General features: G+C 66.0%; 13 protein-coding genes. 1 reads left to right on the top strand and 12 read right to left on the bottom strand.

Features of this window, described 5'->3' with window-relative positions; translation table 11 throughout:
* Positions 1–41 precede the first annotated feature (41 nt).
* The 7 genes from mraY to VNN55_04390 all read right to left on the bottom strand — a co-directional run bounded on the left by mraY (position 42) and on the right by VNN55_04390 (position 8,151).
* On the bottom strand, positions 42–1,133 hold the full coding sequence (mraY, locus tag VNN55_04360; GenBank protein ID HWO56781.1) for a phospho-N-acetylmuramoyl-pentapeptide-transferase: 1,092 nt from the start codon (positions 1,131–1,133) through the stop codon (positions 42–44).
* A gap of 60 nt (positions 1,134–1,193) precedes the next feature.
* Positions 1,194–2,687, bottom strand: coding sequence for a UDP-N-acetylmuramoyl-tripeptide--D-alanyl-D-alanine ligase (gene murF / locus VNN55_04365; GenBank protein ID HWO56782.1), 1,494 nt, complete (start codon positions 2,685–2,687; stop codon positions 1,194–1,196).
* Positions 2,677–4,203 (bottom strand): UDP-N-acetylmuramoyl-L-alanyl-D-glutamate--2,6-diaminopimelate ligase, encoded by a 1,527-nt coding sequence (locus VNN55_04370; GenBank protein HWO56783.1) that lies wholly within the window; start codon positions 4,201–4,203, stop codon positions 2,677–2,679. Before VNN55_04370 ends, murF begins: the two co-directional genes overlap by 11 nt.
* A gap of 5 nt (positions 4,204–4,208) precedes the next feature.
* Positions 4,209–6,266: a penicillin-binding transpeptidase domain-containing protein gene (locus VNN55_04375; GenBank protein ID HWO56784.1), complete on the bottom strand. Its 2,058-nt coding sequence runs from the start codon at positions 6,264–6,266 to the stop codon at positions 4,209–4,211.
* A gap of 96 nt (positions 6,267–6,362) precedes the next feature.
* Entirely contained in the window at positions 6,363–6,680 is a 318-nt protein-coding gene (locus VNN55_04380) for a hypothetical protein (protein ID HWO56785.1), read from the bottom strand.
* Positions 6,677–7,669, bottom strand: coding sequence for a 16S rRNA (cytosine(1402)-N(4))-methyltransferase RsmH (gene rsmH, locus VNN55_04385; GenBank protein HWO56786.1), 993 nt, complete (start codon positions 7,667–7,669; stop codon positions 6,677–6,679). The genes VNN55_04380 and rsmH overlap by 4 nt, the downstream gene beginning before the upstream one ends.
* On the bottom strand, positions 7,657–8,151 hold the full coding sequence (locus VNN55_04390; GenBank protein HWO56787.1) for a hypothetical protein: 495 nt from the start codon (positions 8,149–8,151) through the stop codon (positions 7,657–7,659). Before VNN55_04390 ends, rsmH begins: the two co-directional genes overlap by 13 nt.
* 578 nt (positions 8,152–8,729) lie before the next feature.
* On the opposite strand from VNN55_04390, the gene VNN55_04395 reads away from it, so the two are divergent.
* Positions 8,730–11,036, top strand: a complete 2,307-nt coding sequence (locus VNN55_04395; GenBank protein ID HWO56788.1) for a C25 family cysteine peptidase — start codon at positions 8,730–8,732, stop codon at positions 11,034–11,036.
* A gap of 612 nt (positions 11,037–11,648) precedes the next feature.
* Here the strand turns inward: VNN55_04395 and VNN55_04400 are convergent.
* The 5 genes from VNN55_04400 to lnt all read right to left on the bottom strand — a co-directional run.
* The gene (locus VNN55_04400; protein HWO56789.1) at positions 11,649–12,512 is read right to left on the bottom strand and encodes a glycosyltransferase family 2 protein; all 864 of its coding nucleotides are present in this window, start codon (positions 12,510–12,512) and stop codon (positions 11,649–11,651) included.
* Positions 12,509–13,756, bottom strand: coding sequence for a glycosyltransferase (locus tag VNN55_04405; GenBank protein ID HWO56790.1), 1,248 nt, complete (start codon positions 13,754–13,756; stop codon positions 12,509–12,511). The genes VNN55_04400 and VNN55_04405 overlap by 4 nt, the downstream gene beginning before the upstream one ends.
* Positions 13,757–13,760: 4 nt before the next feature.
* Positions 13,761–14,888 carry a glycosyltransferase gene (locus VNN55_04410; protein HWO56791.1) on the bottom strand — a complete coding sequence of 376 codons (1,128 nt, stop codon included), beginning with the start codon at positions 14,886–14,888 and terminating at the stop codon, positions 13,761–13,763.
* Positions 14,870–15,850: a GNAT family N-acetyltransferase gene (locus VNN55_04415; GenBank protein ID HWO56792.1), complete on the bottom strand. Its 981-nt coding sequence runs from the start codon at positions 15,848–15,850 to the stop codon at positions 14,870–14,872. Before VNN55_04415 ends, VNN55_04410 begins: the two co-directional genes overlap by 19 nt.
* Positions 15,851–15,921: 71 nt before the next feature.
* A partial coding sequence (gene lnt, locus VNN55_04420) for an apolipoprotein N-acyltransferase (protein HWO56793.1) occupies positions 15,922–19,371 on the bottom strand: 3,450 nt, incomplete at its 5' end.

Genomic DNA, 19,371 nt, shown 5'->3' on the forward strand with positions numbered 1-19,371 from the left:
TTGTGCGATGGGGGAGCGGGGGCATAAGCCCCCGGACCGGTTTACCGGATTTTCAACGTCGACAATGTCAAGAGGGCGCAGATGGCGCCCATGATCCAGAAACGGACGACAACCTTCGATTCGGGCCAGCCGATCAATTCGAAATGGTGATGAATCGGCGCCATCCGGAAGATGCGTTTGCCGCCGGTCATGCGGAAGTAGCCGACCTGCAGGATGACCGAGAGCGCCTCCGCCGCGAAGACGCCGCCCAGGATGAGCAGCATGAATTCCTTTTTGGTCAAGACGGCGATCGCGCCGAGCGCGCCGCCCAACGCCAGCGAGCCGGTGTCCCCCATGAAGACCTCCGCCGGATGCGAATTGAACCAGAGGAACCCCAGGGCGGCGCCGAGCGTGGCGGCGCAGTAGATGGTCAATTCGCCGACGCCGGGCAGATAAGTGATGCCGAGATAGCGGGAGAAGTCGGTGCGTCCCGAGACATAGCAGACCCCGGCAAAGGCCATAAAGGCGATGCCGCACAGACCGATTGCCAACCCATCGAGGCCATCGGTGAGATTGACGGCATTCGAGGTGGCGGCCACCACCAGCAGCACAAACGGGATGAAAAAGACGCCGAGATGCAACGCGAGATTCTTGAAGAACGGCACATCGGTATGCGTGGTCGAAAACTCGGGCGAAGGCGGCCAGGCGACCAGGGCGGCGCCGAACAGAAGGCCCAGCACCAGTTGACCGGCCAGTTTCTTCTTGGCGACCAATCCCTTCGACTGTTTGCGCACCACCTTGAAATAGTCATCGATGAAACCGATGGCGCCCATGCCGGCGGTGACAAAGAGGATCAGCTGGATGTAGCGGTTGGTCAGGTCGGCCCAGAGCAAGGTCGGGATCAGAATCGATGCGAGCACGATCAGCCCGCCCATGGTCGGGGTGCCTTCCTTGGCGTAATGCGACTTCGGCCCTTCCTTGCGGATCGACTGGCCGATCTGGTGCCGGCGCAGCGCGGCGATGATGTACGGCCCGATCCAGATCGAGATCACCAGCGCGGTGACGACGGCGTAGGCGGAGCGGAAGGTGATATAGCGGAAGAGATTGAACGCCGAAATCGTCTCGTGGAGCGGATAGAGGAGGTGGTAGAACATGCGCGATTCTCCGGTCGACGATTCCTGTGGGTCGGTGGCGCGGCGGATGCGGCCGCGTGATTAAGTGGTCTGCCCTTTCACCAGCGCGGCGGCGACGTCGCGCACGATCTCTTCCAGCCGTTCCGAATGCGAGCCCTTGAACAACACGACGTCGCCGGGACGCAGCGCGGCGGCCAGGAAGGGCGCGACGGCGTTGCGGTCCTCGAGGGAGTGCCACTCGGCGGCACCGGCCGCGCCGTTGCGGTATTGGCGGGCATCGGGGCCGACGGTGACGACGATGTCGAGGGCGCCGGCGGCGGCGCCGATGTCATGGTGGGCGGCGAGTTCATGTTCGCCCAATTCGCGCATGGCGCCGAGCACGGCGATGCGCCGGGAGGCGCCGGGAAAACGCCGCAACGCGGCGATGGCCGCGGCGGTCGAGGTCGGGTTGGCATTGTAGCAATCGGCGATCAGCGTGACGCCGGCTTTGCGGATAAGGCGCGAGCGGTCGCCTTCGGGTTTGACGCGCGCCAGCCGGGCGATCATGGCCTCGTAGGGCACGCCGAGATGGCGGGCGACGGCGATCGCGGCCAGCGCGTTGGGGACGTTGTAATCGCCGGCCAGCTTGAGCGTGAAACGGCGGCGGGCCACGGTGAAGCGAATGCCCTGCGGCGTCACCGCGATGTCGGCGGCGCTGATATCGGGCGCATGGGACTGGTCGAGGCCGTAGGTGATGGTCGGACGATGCCAGCGCGACATCCAGCGACGCTGGAACGGGTCGTCGCTGTTGAGGAAGGCGGTCATCCGCGGATCGGCATAGTCGAAGAGCTCGCGCTTGGCCTTGGCGATGGCCGTAAGCGATTTCATCTGCAACAGATGCGCGGCGCCGATGCGGGTGACCACGCCCCACGACGGTCCGACGATTTCGACCAGGCGGCGGATTTCGCCGGGGGTGGACATGCCGAATTCGAGCACGCCGATTTCGCGCGCCGGCGCGACGCCCTGGCGACGCGAGAGCAGCGCCAGGGGAATGCCGATCAGGTTGTTGAAATTGCCGGGCGATTTGAAGACGGGATACTTCGCCGCGAGCGCCGCGGCGGTCAGCTCCTTCGTCGTGGTCTTGCCGACGGAGCCGGTGATGGCGACGTAGCGGGTCTTGAAGTTTCGGCGGTAGATCGAGGCCAGATCGCCGAGCGCGGTGAGCGGATCATGGACGCCGATGACCGGAATCGGCCAGTCCTTCCATTCAATCGCGCGCGATTTCTCGGCGAAGATCGCGCCGGCGCCGAGGTCGCGGGCCCGGGCGGCGAATTGGTGGCCGTCGGCGTTGCCGCCGGCCAGACAGAAGAAGGCGTTCCCCTTTTTCAGGGTGCGGGTGTCATTGGTCGCGCCGCGGAAGCGCGCCCGCCCCCACGCGGGGTTAGCGAGGATGCCGTTGGTCATCTCGCAGGCAGTTTGGGCGTCGCAGACAATCACGGTATCCTGATTGGCGCCGTCGGCGCCGCTGTCAAAGATCGAATGCTCGAGGCCGTGGGCTCCCCCCTGAGCCCACGGCCCCGCGGGTTCAACTCCCATCCCCCCCGGGAGGAGTCGGTCCCTTTGCCGGCGGGTACCCTGCCGCCGCAAGCGCCCGCGCCGCCACCTCATGATCGAGAAAGTGGGTGCGAACGCCCTGAATCTCCTGATAGTCTTCGTGGCCCTTGCCACAGAGAAAGACCGCATCGCCGGCGCGCGCGACGGTGATCGCGTGATGGATGGCGCGGGCGCGGTCGGGATCGGTCCAGACCTGGCGTGTCAGTTTCGCGGGGGTAAATCCCTGCTTGACCTCTTCGATGATGGCGGCGGGATCCTCGCTGCGCGGATTGTCGGAGGTCAGGATGATTTCATCGGCCCAGCGGGCGACGGCCTGTGCCATTTCGGGGCGTTTGCCGCGATCGCGGTCGCCGCCGCAGCCGAAGAGCGCGATCAGTTTGCCGCGCACCAGCGGACGCGCGGCCGAGAGCACGGCCTCCAGCGCGTCGGGGGTGTGGGCGTAATCGACGAAGACATGGAACGGCGCGCCGGTCGGCACGCGTTCGGCGCGGCCCATGATGCCGGGGAAACTCGAGATGCCGCGCGCAATCAGATCGCCGTCGACGCCGGAGCCAAAGGCCCCCGCGGCGATGGCGGCGAGGTTGGCGTGATTGAACCGCCCCCAGAGGCGGGTGTGAAACGGCCAGGAGCGACGATCGATCAGCAGGCGGCCATGGGTGCCATCGAGGTCATGCGTGACGATCGCCAGGCGCACATCCACTTCCTCGCCGGAGCCGGAATAGCGGATCAGGCGCGCCTGCGGGCAGGCGGCGACGAAGTGCGGGTGGTTCGGGTCTTCGACGTTGATCGCGGCGAAAGCACCGGGCGCGGTCAGCCGCTCGAAGAAGAGGCGCTTGGCATCGCGGTAGTTTTCGAACGTCTTGTGAAAGTCGAGGTGGTCGCGGGTGATGTTGGTGAAGATGCCGCCCTTGTAGCGCAGCCCCCAGACCCGGTCGAGACTGAGCGCATGGGAGGAGACTTCCATCACCGCGCGCTTGACGCCATCGTCACGCATGCGCGCCAGCAGATGGTCGAGATCGGGCGCTTCGGGCGTGGTGCGCGCGGCGGGCTCCGAATAATCGCCCCAGCGATAGTGCAGCGTGCCGAACAGCCCCGCCTTGACGCCGGCGGTCTCCCAGACCGCCTGCAGCCCGGCGGCGACAGTGGACTTACCGTTGGTGCCGACCACGCCGACCAGATCGAGGCTGCGGTCGGGGTGGTCATAAAAGCGGTGCGAGATGTCGGCCATCAGACGGCGCGGATTGGCATCGACGATCACCGGAACGTCGGCATCGACCGGCGCGCCGGTGACGACGGCGGATGCGCCCTTGGCGATCGCTTGCGCGATGAACCGGGCGCCGTCGGTTTTCTCGCCGTGGAGGGCGAAGAACAGATCGCCGGGATGGACCCGCCGGGAATCATAGCAGAGGCCGCTGATGGCGGCGTCGCGCGTGATCGTGCGCTCCGGCAGGAGTTCCGAGAGGGTGCGTGTGGGTGCGGCGGTCATGGCGCGCGGCATCGTCGTCACGGACGCTCATCCTCGCTTTCGGCGGCGGCCCAGCCGGCTTCGTCCGCGGACGGCGTGGCGGCAATCGGCTGGGACAGCGAATCGGCGGGTTGCTGCCCGACCACAGGCGTTGCCACGGCGGGCGCGGATGCCGGCGGCGCCGGCTCCTTCTCGGCGCGCACCTTGGCGGCGTGTCCCATCAGACGATCCCAGCCGGTTACACACCCGGGCGGCGCTTCGGATTCCCAGGGACCGTCGACATTTTTCAGACTGTCAGGCCGTGCGGCATGCGCCTCGAGCGGACCGGGAGTAATGATCGGCCCGACGACTTCCAACAATCGGTCGGCCCAGTCGCGCTGACGGGCCGGCCGTTCGTCCGTTGCGGCAAAGCGGGCACCGGGCACATCGCCGGACGAGGCGGCGCGGCGCACGACATTCAGCAGGGTCGGCGCGGCGGTCAGGCCACCGTAGTGGATCGGCTCCGGCTCATCGAGAATGACCAGCCCGACAATGCGCGGGTTGTCGGCCGGATAGAAGCCGATGAACGAGGCGATATACTTGTTCTTGTTGTAAGTGCCGGTCGCCGGATCGGGCTTTTCGGCGGTGCCGGTCTTGCCGGCAAACAGGAAGAGCGAATCATAGATGTATTTGCCGGTGCCGCGCTCGACCACGCCGCGGGCCAGGCGCTTCATGAGGTGGGCGACTTCGGGCGGCAGGATGCGCTCGCCCTGCACCGGGACGCGCTCGATGGAGCCGTCGGCGCGCTCGATCGCCTCGACGAGGTGCGGCCTGATCAGGTAGCCGCCGTTGGCGATGGCCGAGTAGGCGGCGGCCAATTGCAGCGGCGTCACCGAAATGCCATGTCCGAAGGAGCGTTGGGCGATGTTGAATTCGGAATTCTGCTGCTGGGCGATATGCCCCGGAGACTCGCCGGGAAAATCGATCCCGGTGCGCCGGCCGAATCCGAAACGACGGACCCAGAAGTCGAGACGTCCGTTCTCCATCAGGTTGGCGATCCGTCCGGTGACGATGTTCGAAGAGAGGACAAACGCTTCCTCGACCGAGAGGACGCCATGGCGCTTGTCGTCGCGGATGGGGCGTCCGGAGAACAGGCCGACGCCCATGTTGCCGTCGAAATAGCGGCGCAGATCCACGACGCCGTCGGCGAGCGCGCCGGCGAAAGTGACCAGCTTGAAGGTCGAGCCCGGCTCGAAGACATCGGAGACCAGGCGGCTTTTGAGTATGGGCCGGTTGGCCGGACGACGGGGGTCGACATCGACCATGGCGATGATGCCGCCGGTGTGCGGGTCCATGATCAGACCCATGCCGCTTTTGGCCTGGAAGGAATCGACCGCGGCGGCGACTTCCTCGCCCAGAATCGACTGCCAGCGGGCGTCGATGGTCAGCCGCAGGTTGGCGCCGGGTTCGGGCCGGCGGCCCTCGTTGGGCGTGATGTTGAAACGACGTCCGGTGGCGTCGGCGACAAAGACACCCTCGCCGTCCTTGCCGCGCAAGACCTCGTCGTAATACTTCTCGAGTCCGGCGCCACCGCCCATCGTGTCATTGACAAAGCCCAGCGGCCCGGCGAAACCGGGCATGGCAAGCGGGTAGACGCGTTGAAATTCCCAGGTGCCGAACACGCCCGGCAACTGCCAACTGTCGATCCGCTCGGCCAGATCGGCATCGCAGCGGCGGATCATCCAGGTGAAGCGGTTGGCGCGCCCGCTGAATTCGCGCGCGACGGCCTGGATCGGCATGCCGCGCAGCGGACCGAAGCGCTCGGCCAGGACATGCGACGGCTGCAGACTGTCCGGATAGGAGAAATAGGAGCGGACGGCGTTGTTGATGGCCAGCAGGCGTCCTTCGCGGTCCAGAATCTCGCCGCGCGGCGCCGGCAGGGAAATGCGGCGGTTGCTCTGGCTGTAGGCCAGTTCGCGCAGTTGATCGTCGGCGACCAACTGCAATTGGATGGCGCGGGCCCAAACCGCCCCCCAGATGACAACGGCCAGAAGCAGGAGCACCTGGCGGCGTTTCGCGAACGTCACCGCCAACCGTGCCCGGCGTGTTCCTTCCATCCCGTTCATCAGCGTTCCCTCGCGGCCGCGCACCGTTTCCGGTCTCGGGCCCCGCGCCTCCGTGTGTTGGTACCCCCCGGTCCCAACGGTTCCGTCCTATTCACCAGCGGCATAGGCGGCGACGGACGAGTCGATCACAAGCGTCCGTTTCTGCGCCCGGGTCGTTGGCGACATCCCCAACTGTTTGACCGCGATCGTTTCAATCCGCTCGCGCGCGGCCAGGCGCGAGCAGTCGGCCGACAGCGACGCGTGCAGACGCCGGAGCACGGTGATGCGCGCCTGCGTCAGCTCGATGGTCCGGGCCATGCGGACCACTTCATAGCGCTGCCACACGCCCGCCGTGGCAACGCAGAAGATCAGGACCCACCAGGCCGGGCGCACCTTGCGCGCCAGCGACACGACGCCGCGGCTCATCGTCTGCCCCCCAGACGACGACGCCGCTCGAACAGGCGCAGTTTCGCGGACTTGGCGCGCGGGTTGATCTTGATTTCGTCGGCGGAAGGACGCAGCGCGCGGCGCAGCGGCAGTATCCCCTTGGGATCGGCGCCGCAGACGCACTGCGGGTACATCTTCGGACAGGAGCATGCGCGCGAGACTTCGCGCATGAAGTCTTTGACGATGCGATCCTCAAGCGAGTGGTAGGCGATGACGACCAGCCGCCCGCCATCGGCGAGATGATCGACCGCGTCGGCCAGCGCCTTCGGGATGGCGGCCAGCTCATCGTTGACGGCGATGCGCAGCGCCTGGAAGACACGCGCGGCGGAGCGTCCCAGTTCCGGGCCATGCGCGCCGACCGCCTGCCGGATCAACGCGACCAGGTCGCCGGTGGTCAGGATGGGCAGTCCGCGGGACTTCTGGGCGATGATCAGCCGGGCGATCTTGCGGGCATGGCGCTCCTCGCCATAGACGCGCAGCGCCTCGGCGATGGCCCCCTCGTCGGCGTCCGCCAGCCATTCGGCGGCGGTCGGGCCGGTCGAGGTGTCGAAGCGCAGATCGAGCGGGCCGGCCAGTCGGTAGGCGAAGCCGCGCTCGGGATTGTCAAGTTGCAGCGACGAGAGCCCGAGATCGAGCAGGGCGCCGTGGATTTCGGCGATGCCGAGATCGTGGAGGATGCGCGCCAGATCGCGGTAGTCGGCGTGAATGATCGTCACCCGGCCGCCGAAGGGCTCCAGACGGGCGCGCGACCGCGCGATCGCCTCGGCGTCGCGGTCCAGCCCGATGTAGCGCGCGTGTGTGGTCAGTTTCCCGAGAATCACTTCGGCGTGCCCTCCTCCGCCGACGGTGCCATCGAGGTAGATGCCGGACCGATCCGTGATCAGCGCATCCGCGACCTGATCGGCGAGGACGGGCCGGTGGCCCGTCCCCGACTGATCACCCCTGCCCTGCCCTCTTAGAGAGTCAATTGTGACGCTGCCTCCAGGTACTGACGAAAGGTTTCATTGAGCACGAGGCGTTCGCCCCCCTTGAACGCCTCGATGCGGCCCTTCTCCCAGATATTGATGACGCCGCCGCTGCCGGCGATGCGGACATCGCGATTTTTGGCGTCGACGCCGATGAGTTCGAGGTCGCGGGCGCGGACCAGCAGACGTCCCTGCGTGTCCAGCGCGGCCGGGCCGGAATACTCCATCATCAGCGTCGTGAATGTTTCGACGTGCGTGCTGCTGTAACCGTGTTCTTCAAAGCGGGACTGCATGCGCCGCCATTCGGCGCCGGAGACGATGCGCAGGTGCGCGCGCGGCGTGACGTAGTAAAACTGCAGCGACAAATCGCCGGTGGCCTGATTGCGTATACTGGTGGGCAACGCGATACGGCCTTTGTCATCGACGCGGCCGTCGTGAGAACCGAAGAACCCGATTGAGGTGATTTTGGACTGGTTCTCTGCCATCTGATGCCACCAAAGGAGGACGGCCCACCCCACTGCAAGATCCGCTAATTGCTTATAATGCGAAGCGGATCAACGACTTGTGTTGTTCAACAACGGCCGATCCGGCAGAAGAGTTCTGCCCTCCTGTGCCATTCTACGCCATCCTCTACCACCAGCGCAAGAACTATTTTGATTTCGTGACAGGGAAAAGTTGCTGTCTCTGAGGGCGTTGCGACAGTCGTCCAGACTATGGGCCGAAACCCATAGAGTTGGGGAGATTGCGTCCACAAGCGGCACGATGCGCCGTGTCGCTAAATTTCTTCAAATGCCTTACCCATTGATGGTCAATCTGTTATGACGACAGATTGAATTGTCGGTGGATTTAGATTTCCGGCACCCCGCTTGCCCAAGCCCGAAGACTGTCCATCACGGGGGGTGATGGGAGCGAGGCGGAGGGGGAGATGGTCCGCGGGCGCAGTGGTATTGCGGGGGTCTTGTTCATTGTAGTGATGTGCCTACCGGGCGGATGGGCACAGGCACGGCCGCGCACCTTCGAGTTACCAATTCCAACCCACATAGATGTTGGCGACATCGGCAGCGTGGCGGGGTTTGCCACGTTGCCGGAGTCGCCGTTTGGTGTTCGCGGATTGCCCGGCGAACCCGGTCTGCCCTGGCTCGAAGCGACTCTGCCGCTGGCCGCCGACTCCATCCTCAATCTGGAATTCCTCGTTGCGGACACATTGTCGCTGTCATTGCCATTGGCGCCCTGGCCGGCGGATGTCATGACCAGCGACACCGCCGCACCCGCGCCGGCGGCGGCGCCGAGTCCGGAGATTTATCAAAGCGCCCAGCCCTTCCCCGGCATGGGCTGGCGTCAGGTCCATGGCGGCGATTTCAGCGGCCATGGCGTGACCGGCCTGGTCTGGTGTCCTCTGGCTTACCTACCCGACAGCAGGCGACTGATCGTGGCACGGCGGGCCACCATTACCATTGATGACGGTGTTGCCGCCGGTCCCGGCGACTGGCCGGCGGAGACACTGGCAGTGGGAGACCCGCTGGGAGAGACGGTTCGTGAGACGCTCAGCCCGCCCGGTAGCGGCGGCCTCTCACCGGCGTTCGGCGACACCCCCTGGCATGTCATCGCAACCGGCGCGCCGCTGGGCGTTGAACATGTGATCATCACCGCCTCCGCGTTTGTCGAGGCGGTGCGTCCACTGGCGCGCTGGAAATGCGCGCGGGGAATCCGTTCGGGCATCGCGACGATCGAGGCGGTGACGGCGCAGTATCCCGGCACGGATGCGGCGGCGGCGGTGCGTGAATACCTGACGGCGGCGTATGCCGCGGGGCTGCGCTGGGCGGTGATCGGCGGGGATGAGACGGTCGCGCCGGTGCGGTACGCCTACGCCGACATTCCCGACTACGGCGGCGATCCATACAAACTGCAGGTCTGCGATCTGTATTTCGGCGAGTTGGACGGCGAGTGGGATCTCGACGGCGATGGCATCTTCGGGGAGTTCTTCGACGATCGAGCGGAGATCTACCCGGAGCTGTACGTGGGCCGTCTCCCCTACTCAACGGCGGCGGAAGCCGAGGCGGCCGTCCGCAAGATCATCGCCTACGAGCGCGGACCGGAAGCCGGCGATTATCTCGCGCGGGCGTTGTCGGTGTCGACCGACCAGTTCCGCGACTGGGACGGCGGGATCGGTCAGCACGGGCTGGTGGCGGCGGCGATGCTGCCGACGCTGGCGCATGATCTGTCGACCATGATCGAGGCGCCGTCGGGCAGCGACCCCGCTCCCTCTTACCCCGACGGACCGACTTTTGAGGATGCGCTGCGCCGCGGGTTCGGCTGGGTCAACTACTTCGCGCATGGACGCGCCGATGCGTTTGTGGTGCGCTCGGCCGGAATCAACAACTGGCCGCGGGCGCAGGTCTTCTCCAATGGCCCCGGCGGCGATGACAACGGGTACCTTAATCTGGTGGCGCCGACGCCGACCCCCGGCATCCACCTCTCGGCCGCCTGCGACCAGGGGGGATTCGATCTGGACAGCCCGCCTTATGCGTATGCAGTCGGCGAATCGATGGCGGAGAAACTGCTACTGATGCCGGAGGGCGGGGCCGCGGCTTTTGTCGGGCAGTCGCGCTGGGGCTGGGTGGCCAGTTCCTACAAATTGATTCGGGCGTTCCACGAACGCGTCGCCGACCCGCTGATCCCCAATCACGTCGGCCTCTACCAGACGCTGGCGAAACTGGCGTATGGGTCGATGCGTGATCTGGTCTTCGGCAACAATCTGTATGGCGATCCGGAGACGCCGGTGTGGACTTCGGCGCCGGGCGCGTTGCAGGTGGTGGCGCCAGCGAATTTCTCCGCCGGCGTCAACCGCTGGAATCTCTTTGCCGCCAGCGACGGCTTCGCCGCGCCGGGTGTGGCGATCACGCTTTCCATCGGCGACAGTGTGTGGTGGCTGGGCGAGACCGGCGCGGATGGATCGTTGGCTGTCGAAGTGACGTTGCCGTATGCCGAGGCCGCGACGTTGACGGCCGTGCGGGCCGGGGACCGCGTGTGGGTGGACACCCTCCCGTTTTCAATAGTCTCGGATGTCTTTGATGATGAAGATGGGGTGCCATCGGAGTATCTGGCGCTGTCGAACTACCCGAATCCGTTCAATGATGCGACGGTGCTCCTGTTGGGGATGCCGGCGGAAGGGGAGGTCCGGATCGATGTGTTTGACATTCTCGGTCGCTGGGTACGCACTCTGCACCGGGGAACAGTGCGCGAAGGACCGCAGCGATTGGCGTTTGATGCGCGCGACGATGCGGGAGGCGAACTGGCCAGCGGAGTGTATTTCGCGCGGGTGGAGACGGAGCGCGGTGTGGTGATGCGAAAGTTGGTCCTCTTGCGGTAGGTCGGCATCCCGGACAAGCGAATGGTCGAACCAAGGGCAGGTCTCAGACCTGCCCCTGCGACTCGTGTATGATTCGCGGAGCTGGCATATATCGCGCCTGACCTCAAGGCATTCCCGAGATTCGTCATCCCAAGACCCGGCACTCTCTGCAATGGCTTGCGATCTTTGATGCTCTTGCGGTGGAGCCGGCGTTCAGCCGCTTGGCGCCGACACATCCTGAAATTCCACAGGGGAGGGCGAGCCTCCCGGCGAGCCGCCGCGGCAGGATCACCCTGTTGAAGCCATGCACATTCCCTCTCTCTGAGCGGATTGTCGAATCATTACCTGAAGCGCCCGCCAGCTGCGGCGGCTCAGCAGGAGCTTCGCCCTCCCGGAATGTCCCGTGGTTTGATCACGGGATATGCCGGGAGGGCGAGCCTCCCGGCGAGCCGCTGCGGCAGGATCACCCTGTTGAAGCCATGCACATTCCCTCTCCTTGAGCGGATTGTCGAATCATTACCTGAAGCGCCCGCCAGCTGCGGCGGCTCAGCAGGAGCTTCGCCCTCCCGGACGTTCTTTCGAATGTCGGCTTGGCCACGGGGCCGAAGGCCCCTTGTCCTGAATCGAGGAGTATCAGTGAAACAGGTGGCGGAGTGAGCGCAGGAAGGCGGCCAGCATCAGCGGCGGCCACGATAGACAGGTCAGCAGCAGCCGGAAGGGATGGCGGCGGTGGCGGCGGCGCAGAAAGCGGAAATAGGCGGCGTGGCCCATCCAGATCATGCGGGCACGGTACTTTTTCACTGTGGCGCCGCCGAGGTGATGGACCCGCACGGCGGGAGTGTACCAGATCGCAAAACCGGCGGACTTCAGGCGGACGCACCAGTCGACATCGTTGAAGAACATCGGGTATGACTCATCGAAGGGGCCGACGCGGTCGAGCGCTTCGCGGCGGATGAGCAGGCAGCTGGCCATCGGCTGGTCGACTGCGCGAGCGGTCAGTCCATCGAAATATCCCATGCGCCAGCGTCCGACGATGCGCGAACGCGGAAAGAGAAACGCCAGCCCGGTCAGGTCATACCAGAGGGTATCGAGGCCGGGGAATTCGCGCAGCGACGGCTGGCGTGTGCCATCGGGGAAGACCAGCATGGGGGCGATCGCGCCGGCCTCGGGGTGGGCGGCCAGTTCGGCAAGCAATTGATCGAGCGCGCCTTCGGGCAGCACCGTGTCGGGATTAAGCAACAGGATGAAGGGATCATCCAATTCGCGCAGGCCCTGATTGGAGGCGGCGGCGTAGTAGAGATTGGCGTCATTGCGGATGATCGTCACCGCCGCCAGGGCGCGGGATGTGGCATCGATGGTGCGGTCGGCGGAGTTGTTGTCGACCACCACGACCTTGAGCGGACAGGACGCGGCGCCATGCAGCGACTGCAGGCAGGGGCCGATGATGTCGGCGGAGTTGTAGGTGACGATCACAATCCCGATGGAGGTGTCGGTCATCGCCCTCCCCCCTTCCGCGCGGACAGGCGCTGTCGCGCCAAGTCGGAGAGCCGGCCGGTCTGGTTGCGGCGCGCAAGCGGCGCCAGCGCCTCCGGAGCGCGCAACGGTTGCCGCGGCCCGGCCAGCAGCCGCTCGATGGCGGCCACGGCCGCGGCGCGATCATGCGGTGCGACCACCGCGCAGGCGGGCTGATCGCGCAGGAGATTGGCCAGCGCGCTGTCGGCGAAAGCGAGCGCGAGGATCGGCCGGCCGGCGCGCAGCATCTCGTAGATGCGTCCGGGCACACTGACCGCCGCCGCATCGGGATCGGTGTGCGCGATGACCAGCAGATCGGCCGCCAGCAAGGCGGCGACGGCGCGGCGGTGATCGAGATAGCCGCGGTCGTCATAGATGTCGGCCAGCCCGGTCTCGGCGAGCGTCGTCGCCAACGACACATCCAGGGTCGCGCCGGTGTGCACAATCCGTAGCGATTGTGACGGATTCTGCTTCCGCCAGACGGCCAGCGCCCGCAAGGCGGGGCGGGGATCGGACAGGCGGCTGAAGGTGCCGGGAAAAAGCGCCGTTGTCTGCGCGCGCGGCGCGGGCGCAGTGAGACCGTCGAAGTCGGCCTCATCGAACCCGTTGCGGATCGAGTGCACGACGGCGTTCGGCGCCAGCGACTGAAAGTGCGCCGCCAGTTCGGGCGTGACGGCGACCACCGCATCGGCGGACGTCAGGACGCGATGATGCAGACCGCTGTTGCGGAGACGGTGCACAAGCGTCGGGCCATAGTCATCGGGACGCACCCGCCAGGGATCGCGGAAATCGGCGATCCAGACGGCGCGGTCGCGCAGGGCCAGACCGGCCAGATGGATCGATGGCGGCGGCGAGGAGGTGAGCACGACATCGAACGGGTTGTCCGCCATCAACTGTCGCGCGCGTGTCACGGCCAGGCGCGCGAAGCCCTTGTGGCGATCGGGAAGATCGCGCCAGCGAGAGAGCGCCGCGCCCAGGCGTCGGATCACGCCCTGTTCGGGCGCCATCGCGCCGGCCCGGTCACGCACGGGAATGCGCTCGATGCGCACGCTTGCCGGCAGTTCGTCCAGAAGCGACGGATCCTGCCGGATGTAGCCGGTCGCCTCGGGCGCGATCACGGTGACATCCCAGCCGAATTCCGGGAGATAGCGCGCGAATTTGGCGACACGCTGCACACCCCCCATGCCCCAGGGGGGAAAGTAGTAGGCGATGAGCAAGAGACGCGGCATGGGTCTACATCAGTCCGGCGGCGCGTGCCGCGGCGATGAACTTCTCTTCCTCACGATCCCATGAAAGGACACGGGCCGCCGCGCGGGCGTTGGCGGCGCATTGGGCATGGAAGGCGGCGTCGGTGAGCAGACGTCGTGCCGCGGCCACCGCCTCCGAGAGGGCGCCCGGCGGCACGACCAGCCCGACTTTGTGTTCGTCGACGATGTCGCGCATCTGCGGCAGGTCGGTGACCACCACCGGGATGCCGGCCATGATGTACTCGAACAGTTTGTTGGGCAGCGCCAGCCGGTAACTGAACGAGATCGGTTCAATCAACGCCAGGCCGATGGCCGCGCCGGCGGTGTACTCGACCACCTGCTCGTTGGCAACCGCGTTAAGATGGTGAACGTTGGGACACGTGCGGGCGGTGTCACGGATCCGCGACTCCAGCGGACCATTGCCGAGGAAGACAAAGGCGGCGGCGGGCAGCTGCGCCGCCATGGCCAGCATCAACTCGATGCCTCTCCCCTCCTGCAGTCCGCCGGTGTACAGCGCGATCGGAGTGTCCTCCGGCAATCCCAGCATCTGATGCAGCCGGCGATTGGGTTTGGGCGTCTGGTACTGCGGCAGATTGCGCAGCACCAAGGGCGGGGTGATCCGGTAACGCTCGGCGAGGAAGCGGGCATCGAGGTCGCCGGTGGCAACGACCAGTTGCGCGCGCTGGATGTGGCGTCGTTCGAGCATGCGCCAGAAGGCCTGCGTGAGGGGGCGCGCGCGCAGCGAGCCCAGATGCGCGAAGATCTCGCGGGCATCATAGACGGCATGGCCGCCGTTGGCGCGCGCGCGGCGCACCGCCAGCGGCAGGGAGTACAGGTCGGCCGCCCACCAGACACGGGCATGGATGGCGGCGGCGTGTCGGGCGGACCGCCGCCAGTAGCGCACAAACCCCAGCGGGCCACTCCGCGCGCAGGCGAACGATTCAACGCGGGCATCGGCGGTTTCGAAGTCCGCATCCTCGCCGGCGCCCTGAATCACACGGCAGCGATTGCCCATGCGGGCAAAGGCGTGGACGATGTTGCGCAGACGGGTGTCGTAGCGGATGTCGCCGCGAAACAGAAAGCAGGCGTCCTCGTTCATCGCGGCCGTCGCCACCGCAGTGTGCTCCGCATGACACCGTGGGAATCGAACCGTTCCTTGAAGCGGATCAGATTGAGACTGGGGGTCATCGGGTTGGCGGCCCGGGTGTCCTGCGAGACGCCGATGTCGACATACTGGAAGTCGTGCTCGAGCGCATGGCGCACCACCCGTTCCATGAGCGCATAGGCCGGTTTGTGCTCCTCGTGCTCGTAGCGCATCATGAGATAAAACACCAACAGGACGCGCGGGTTGGCGACAAAGTTGAGCGCGCCGGCGATCGGCTCATCATCGAGGTAGGCGTTAAAGAGCACAAGCCGTCCGGGCAGAAGCTCGCGCAGACGGCGGAGATCATCGAGGGTGTGGGTGGGACGGACCCCGTGGCGGGCCTTGTTTTCGACCAGCACCGGGTAGTAGCCCTCGTAGTCCTCGTTCTGCTCGATGCGCAGCTTGGCGGCGCGCTGGCCGCGGCGAATGATGTGGCGCGCCGAGGCGGAGAAGCGCGGCAGCGGGTCATCGCCGTGACGGCGCAGATCGATCACGCTGGAGATGTAATGGCAATCGTAGCGGAAGCCGCGCCAGAGGAGCGCGTAGTCGATGTATTGCGCCAGGGAGGCCTGATAGACAAACGGCGCGGCGGTCAGCGAAATGTCGTTCCAGCCGGCCTGATCGGCATAGGACAGCAGCGCGTCGACCAGCCCGAGGCACTGATCGAAGGAAGCGTCATGGAGGACGAACCCGCCATAACTGGCGCCGACCGGCGACTCGAAGACGTCGGGGGCATGCAGCCCGCCGGGCAGCACGCTGATTAGGCGGTCCTCCTCGAAAAACAACAGATGATGAAAGTTGAATTTGCCCGACGGATGGTAGTCGAGGAATTGCTGCAGGTGGAACATGGTGCCATTGTTGGCGGCGGCGACAAAGTCGTCCCATTGCGCGCGGTGCTGGGGCTGGTAGGGAACGGCGACGATGCTGGACACGCTGGCCTCGTGGTGTGGGGCAAAGGTACGTTGCCGCGCGCGCGGCGGCAAGTGCGGGCGGCGCGGTGCGCTTAGCGGCGGATGACGGCGATCTTGCCGGCGCCGTAGTCGCCCCGCGGGGAGCGCACGACGAACAGATAGATGCCGGTGGCGACCCATTCGCCGCCGCGGGTGCGTCCATCCCAGCCGACATCGGAGTCGATCTGCGCCACGGTGCGGCCGGCCGCGGTGGTGATGGTGACGCGGCTGCCGGAGGGGGCGTTGAAATGGACCCGTTCATGCACGCCGATCTCGAAGGGATTGGGGTAAGCAACGGTCTGTTCGATGTCGGCGGCGGCGGGGGGCGGGCCCGGCGTGCGCGACACGCCGGATCGCGTGGCAATCCAGATGTCACCGGTGGCGCGGTCGATGTCAATGTGGGTGACATGATCGCCGACCAGGCCGGAATTGCGCGAGTTGTAGAACGTCATCGCGCCGGCGGCGTCGCGGACCACCAGACCGAGCGTGGTGCCGATCCAGATGCCGTTGGCGTCATCGACGGCAAGCGTGTTGACGGTCAGCCCGGCCTCGGATGGCATCTCGACTTTGAAGAAGCGGCGGCGGTCGCGGGCGTAGCGGGCCAGGCCGAGATTGGTGCCGACCCAGAGCGAGTCGCTTTGGTCATAGAGGATCGCGCGGATGTCATCGGACGGGAGGCCATCGGCGGAGGTGCGTCGGGCGACACGGGGAATCTGTGTCACCGGCCGGCCATCTTCGCAGAGCGGCTCGCGGAAATTGATCTCGGCGATGCCGATGTTGGCGAAGCCGACCAGCACGCTGGAGTCGAGCGGATAGACCACACCGGGACGGTTGGAGGGAATGCCATCGGCCTGATCGAAACGTCCCCAGCAGCCATGGTCGTTCCAGGCGATCACCGCGCCGGAGTCGGCGAAGCCGTTGGCGCACCAGACGCGTCCCTGATGGTCAACGACGACATCCTGCACGACGACATACTCGAAGTCGGCGGGGCGTGTCGGGTTCTGCACCCACATGAGCGAGCTGTTGGGCTTCTTGTAATTGATCGCGGCGCCGGGGTTTTGCGGATCGGCCGGATCGACCGCCCAAACGCCGCCGCCGAAGATGCCATACCAGACGCCGCCATCGGGGGCGACATCGACCGAGGTCATCGGGCCGCTGGCGCCGGCGGAGATGTAAGGGATGGTGTGCCAGCCGCTCTCGTCGAGAAAGGCGGCGCCGCGGTTGGTGTGGGCGGTCCAGAGACGGCCATCGGGGCCGATGGCCAGGGCGGCCAGGTCGTTGTCGAGCGGCCCATCGGGCTCGATGTGAGTCCAGCCGGCGTCACCCAGCCGCCAGAGGCCGCCGTTGGTCTGACCGAAATAAACCGCGTTGTCGGTAAGATGAATGCTGGTGAATCCCGCGGCCACGGGCGCGGGCACGGTGCCTTGCGGCGGGACGCGCAAGCTGGGGAAATCACGCGCAATGAAACGGCCATCGGCAGAGAGAAACCAGATGTGGTAGTCCATGCCGTAGGCGTCGGCGAGGTTTGGGGAACTGACAAAGACGCCCAGACTAAGCGAGTGTTCTCCGGGGTCATATGACACCAGGGAGTACCCGGCAGCGGCCCCGGCCACGATGCGAGACTCCACATCGCCGATGTAGGCGAGAAACCGCAGCGGCTCGGCGGTCAGTTGCGTCGCCCAATGGGAGCGATCCAGCAGGAACGGATCGTTGACATCGGCCGCGGCGACCCCGCTGGCGCCAACGGCGTAGAGGATGCCACCGACGACAACGAGGTCGGCGACCGCCGACTCATCCGGCCAGTCGCCGATGCGCGTGTACGACTCCTTGATTTCGCCGCCGTTGCGCTGGGTGTCGAACTTGTGCACGCCCCTGTCGGAGGCCACCCAGAGGAAGCCGTCGGGGCCGGGTGTGGCGGCGTTGAGCGGGATGGGCAACCCGGCGTCATCCTCGAACAGATAGGTTCGCCAGTTCTGGTCCTGCAGACGGCGAGAGAGGCGGCCGTTTTCACCGCCGCACCAGACCACGCCGTTTGCATCGACGGTCACAAACCGGAGTCGGTTGCCGCCGAGGCCATCGGCGTTGGTGAAACGCGTCTGAGCGTCCGGATCGCTGTCGAGGAAACGGACCAGGCCGCCGTCGGTGGCCACCCAGACGGTGTCGCCCGCTGATGCAATGGCGTTGACATCGTTGACGTCGGTGAAGTTGGTCCAGGAACGCGGTGAGGCCTGCGCGGTCGAGAACGGCAACAGAATCAGCAGGGCCAGAAGCGGCGATTTGACCGGGGGCTTGCGTCGCCCGATGGGGACGGCCAACCAGAGGATCAACGCCAGCGCGAAGCCGGCGCAGGCCTGGCCGAGCCAGAGGCCATGGCGCACGAAGAAGGTCATCTCACCGGGCTTGCCGAGGGGCAGATCGTGGATGCGCAGATCCGGGATGTACTGATGGGTGGGCTGGTGCATGACTCCGATCCGATCAATGAAACACGAGATGCCGGTGTTGGCGGCGCGGGCGAACGGGCAACGTGTCTCGATCGCGCGCAGGATGGCATGGGCGGCATGCTGCGGCGGCCCGGAACTGAAGCCGTACCAGCCATCGTTGGTGATGGTAACAAAAAACCGGGCGCCGCGCCGCGCGAACTGGCGGATGATCCCGGGAAAAACCGACTCGTAGCAAATGGCGGCGGCGTAGGGGCCCTTGGGGTGCTCGAAGAGAACATACTTCTCCCCCGCCGTGAAATGCGCGCCGCCGACTTCGAGTTTGTCAAGCACCTGGACATAATTCGAAAACGGAATCCATTCGCCGAAGGGCACCAGGTGCAACTTGGCGTGAAAGTCCGGCTGGTAAACGCCGTGGACCAGTTGCACGGCGGCGTTGTAGCGCAGATAGCCGCCGTTGTCGAGGCGTTTGAATTCGAGGGTGCCGACCAGCAGCGGGGCGCGCAGTTCGCGCGACAGATCGCGCATTTCCTTCAGGTAGCGCTGGTCGGAGCGCAGGTACATCGGGGCGGCGGTTTCGGGCCAGACGATCAGCTCGGCGCCGGCGGCGGCCGCCGCGCGCGACTGCGTCTCATAGATGGCCATCGAGCGGTCGACGAAATCGTTTTCCCATTTGGCGTAGGAGTCGATGTCTCCCTGCAGGACGGCGACACGGACCGTGTCGGCGGAGGCGATCTGCCCCATGCGCCAGGCGCCCCAGAGGATCGGCGCCGCGAGCAAAAGCAGGGCGATCACGGTGTAGCGCAACGCCACCCGCCAGCCGCGGTCCGAATACTGGCGCCAGGATTCGAAGATGCAGACGTTGACCAACGCGACAAGCAGGCCGACGCCGAGATCGCCGGTGAACTCGGCGATCTGCAGGAGCGGCAGGGCCCAGACCTGGGACAGCGACAGATTGGTCCAGGGAAAAGCGAGTTGGCCAAGAGTGCGCAGGTACTCGTGGGCGATCCAGAGAACCGGGAACGTCCAGATGCCGGCGGGGCCGAGACGCACAATCGCGGCGCG

It is taken from the genome of bacterium, assembly GCA_035559435.1.
Classification (GTDB): Bacteria; Zixibacteria; MSB-5A5; order WJJR01; family WJJR01; genus JACQFV01.

Bases quoted from the DNA above. Each gene is read 5' to 3' on its own strand.
- VNN55_04375 (HWO56784.1), bottom strand. From the start codon at position 6,266: ATGGAAGGAACACGCCGGGCACGGTTGGCGGTGACGTTCGCGAAACGC.
- VNN55_04400 (HWO56789.1), bottom strand. From the start codon at position 12,512: ATGACCGACACCTCCATCGGGATTGTGATCGTCACCTACAACTCCGCC.
- mraY (HWO56781.1), bottom strand. From the start codon at position 1,133: ATGTTCTACCACCTCCTCTATCCGCTCCACGAGACGATTTCGGCGTTC.
- VNN55_04390 (HWO56787.1), bottom strand. From the start codon at position 8,151: ATGGCAGAGAACCAGTCCAAAATCACCTCAATCGGGTTCTTCGGTTCT.
- murF (HWO56782.1), bottom strand. From the start codon at position 2,687: ATGGGAGTTGAACCCGCGGGGCCGTGGGCTCAGGGGGGAGCCCACGGC.
- VNN55_04380 (HWO56785.1), bottom strand. From the start codon at position 6,680: ATGAGCCGCGGCGTCGTGTCGCTGGCGCGCAAGGTGCGCCCGGCCTGG.
- VNN55_04405 (HWO56790.1), bottom strand. From the start codon at position 13,756: ATGCCGCGTCTCTTGCTCATCGCCTACTACTTTCCCCCCTGGGGCATG.
- VNN55_04370 (HWO56783.1), bottom strand. From the start codon at position 4,203: ATGCCGCGCGCCATGACCGCCGCACCCACACGCACCCTCTCGGAACTC.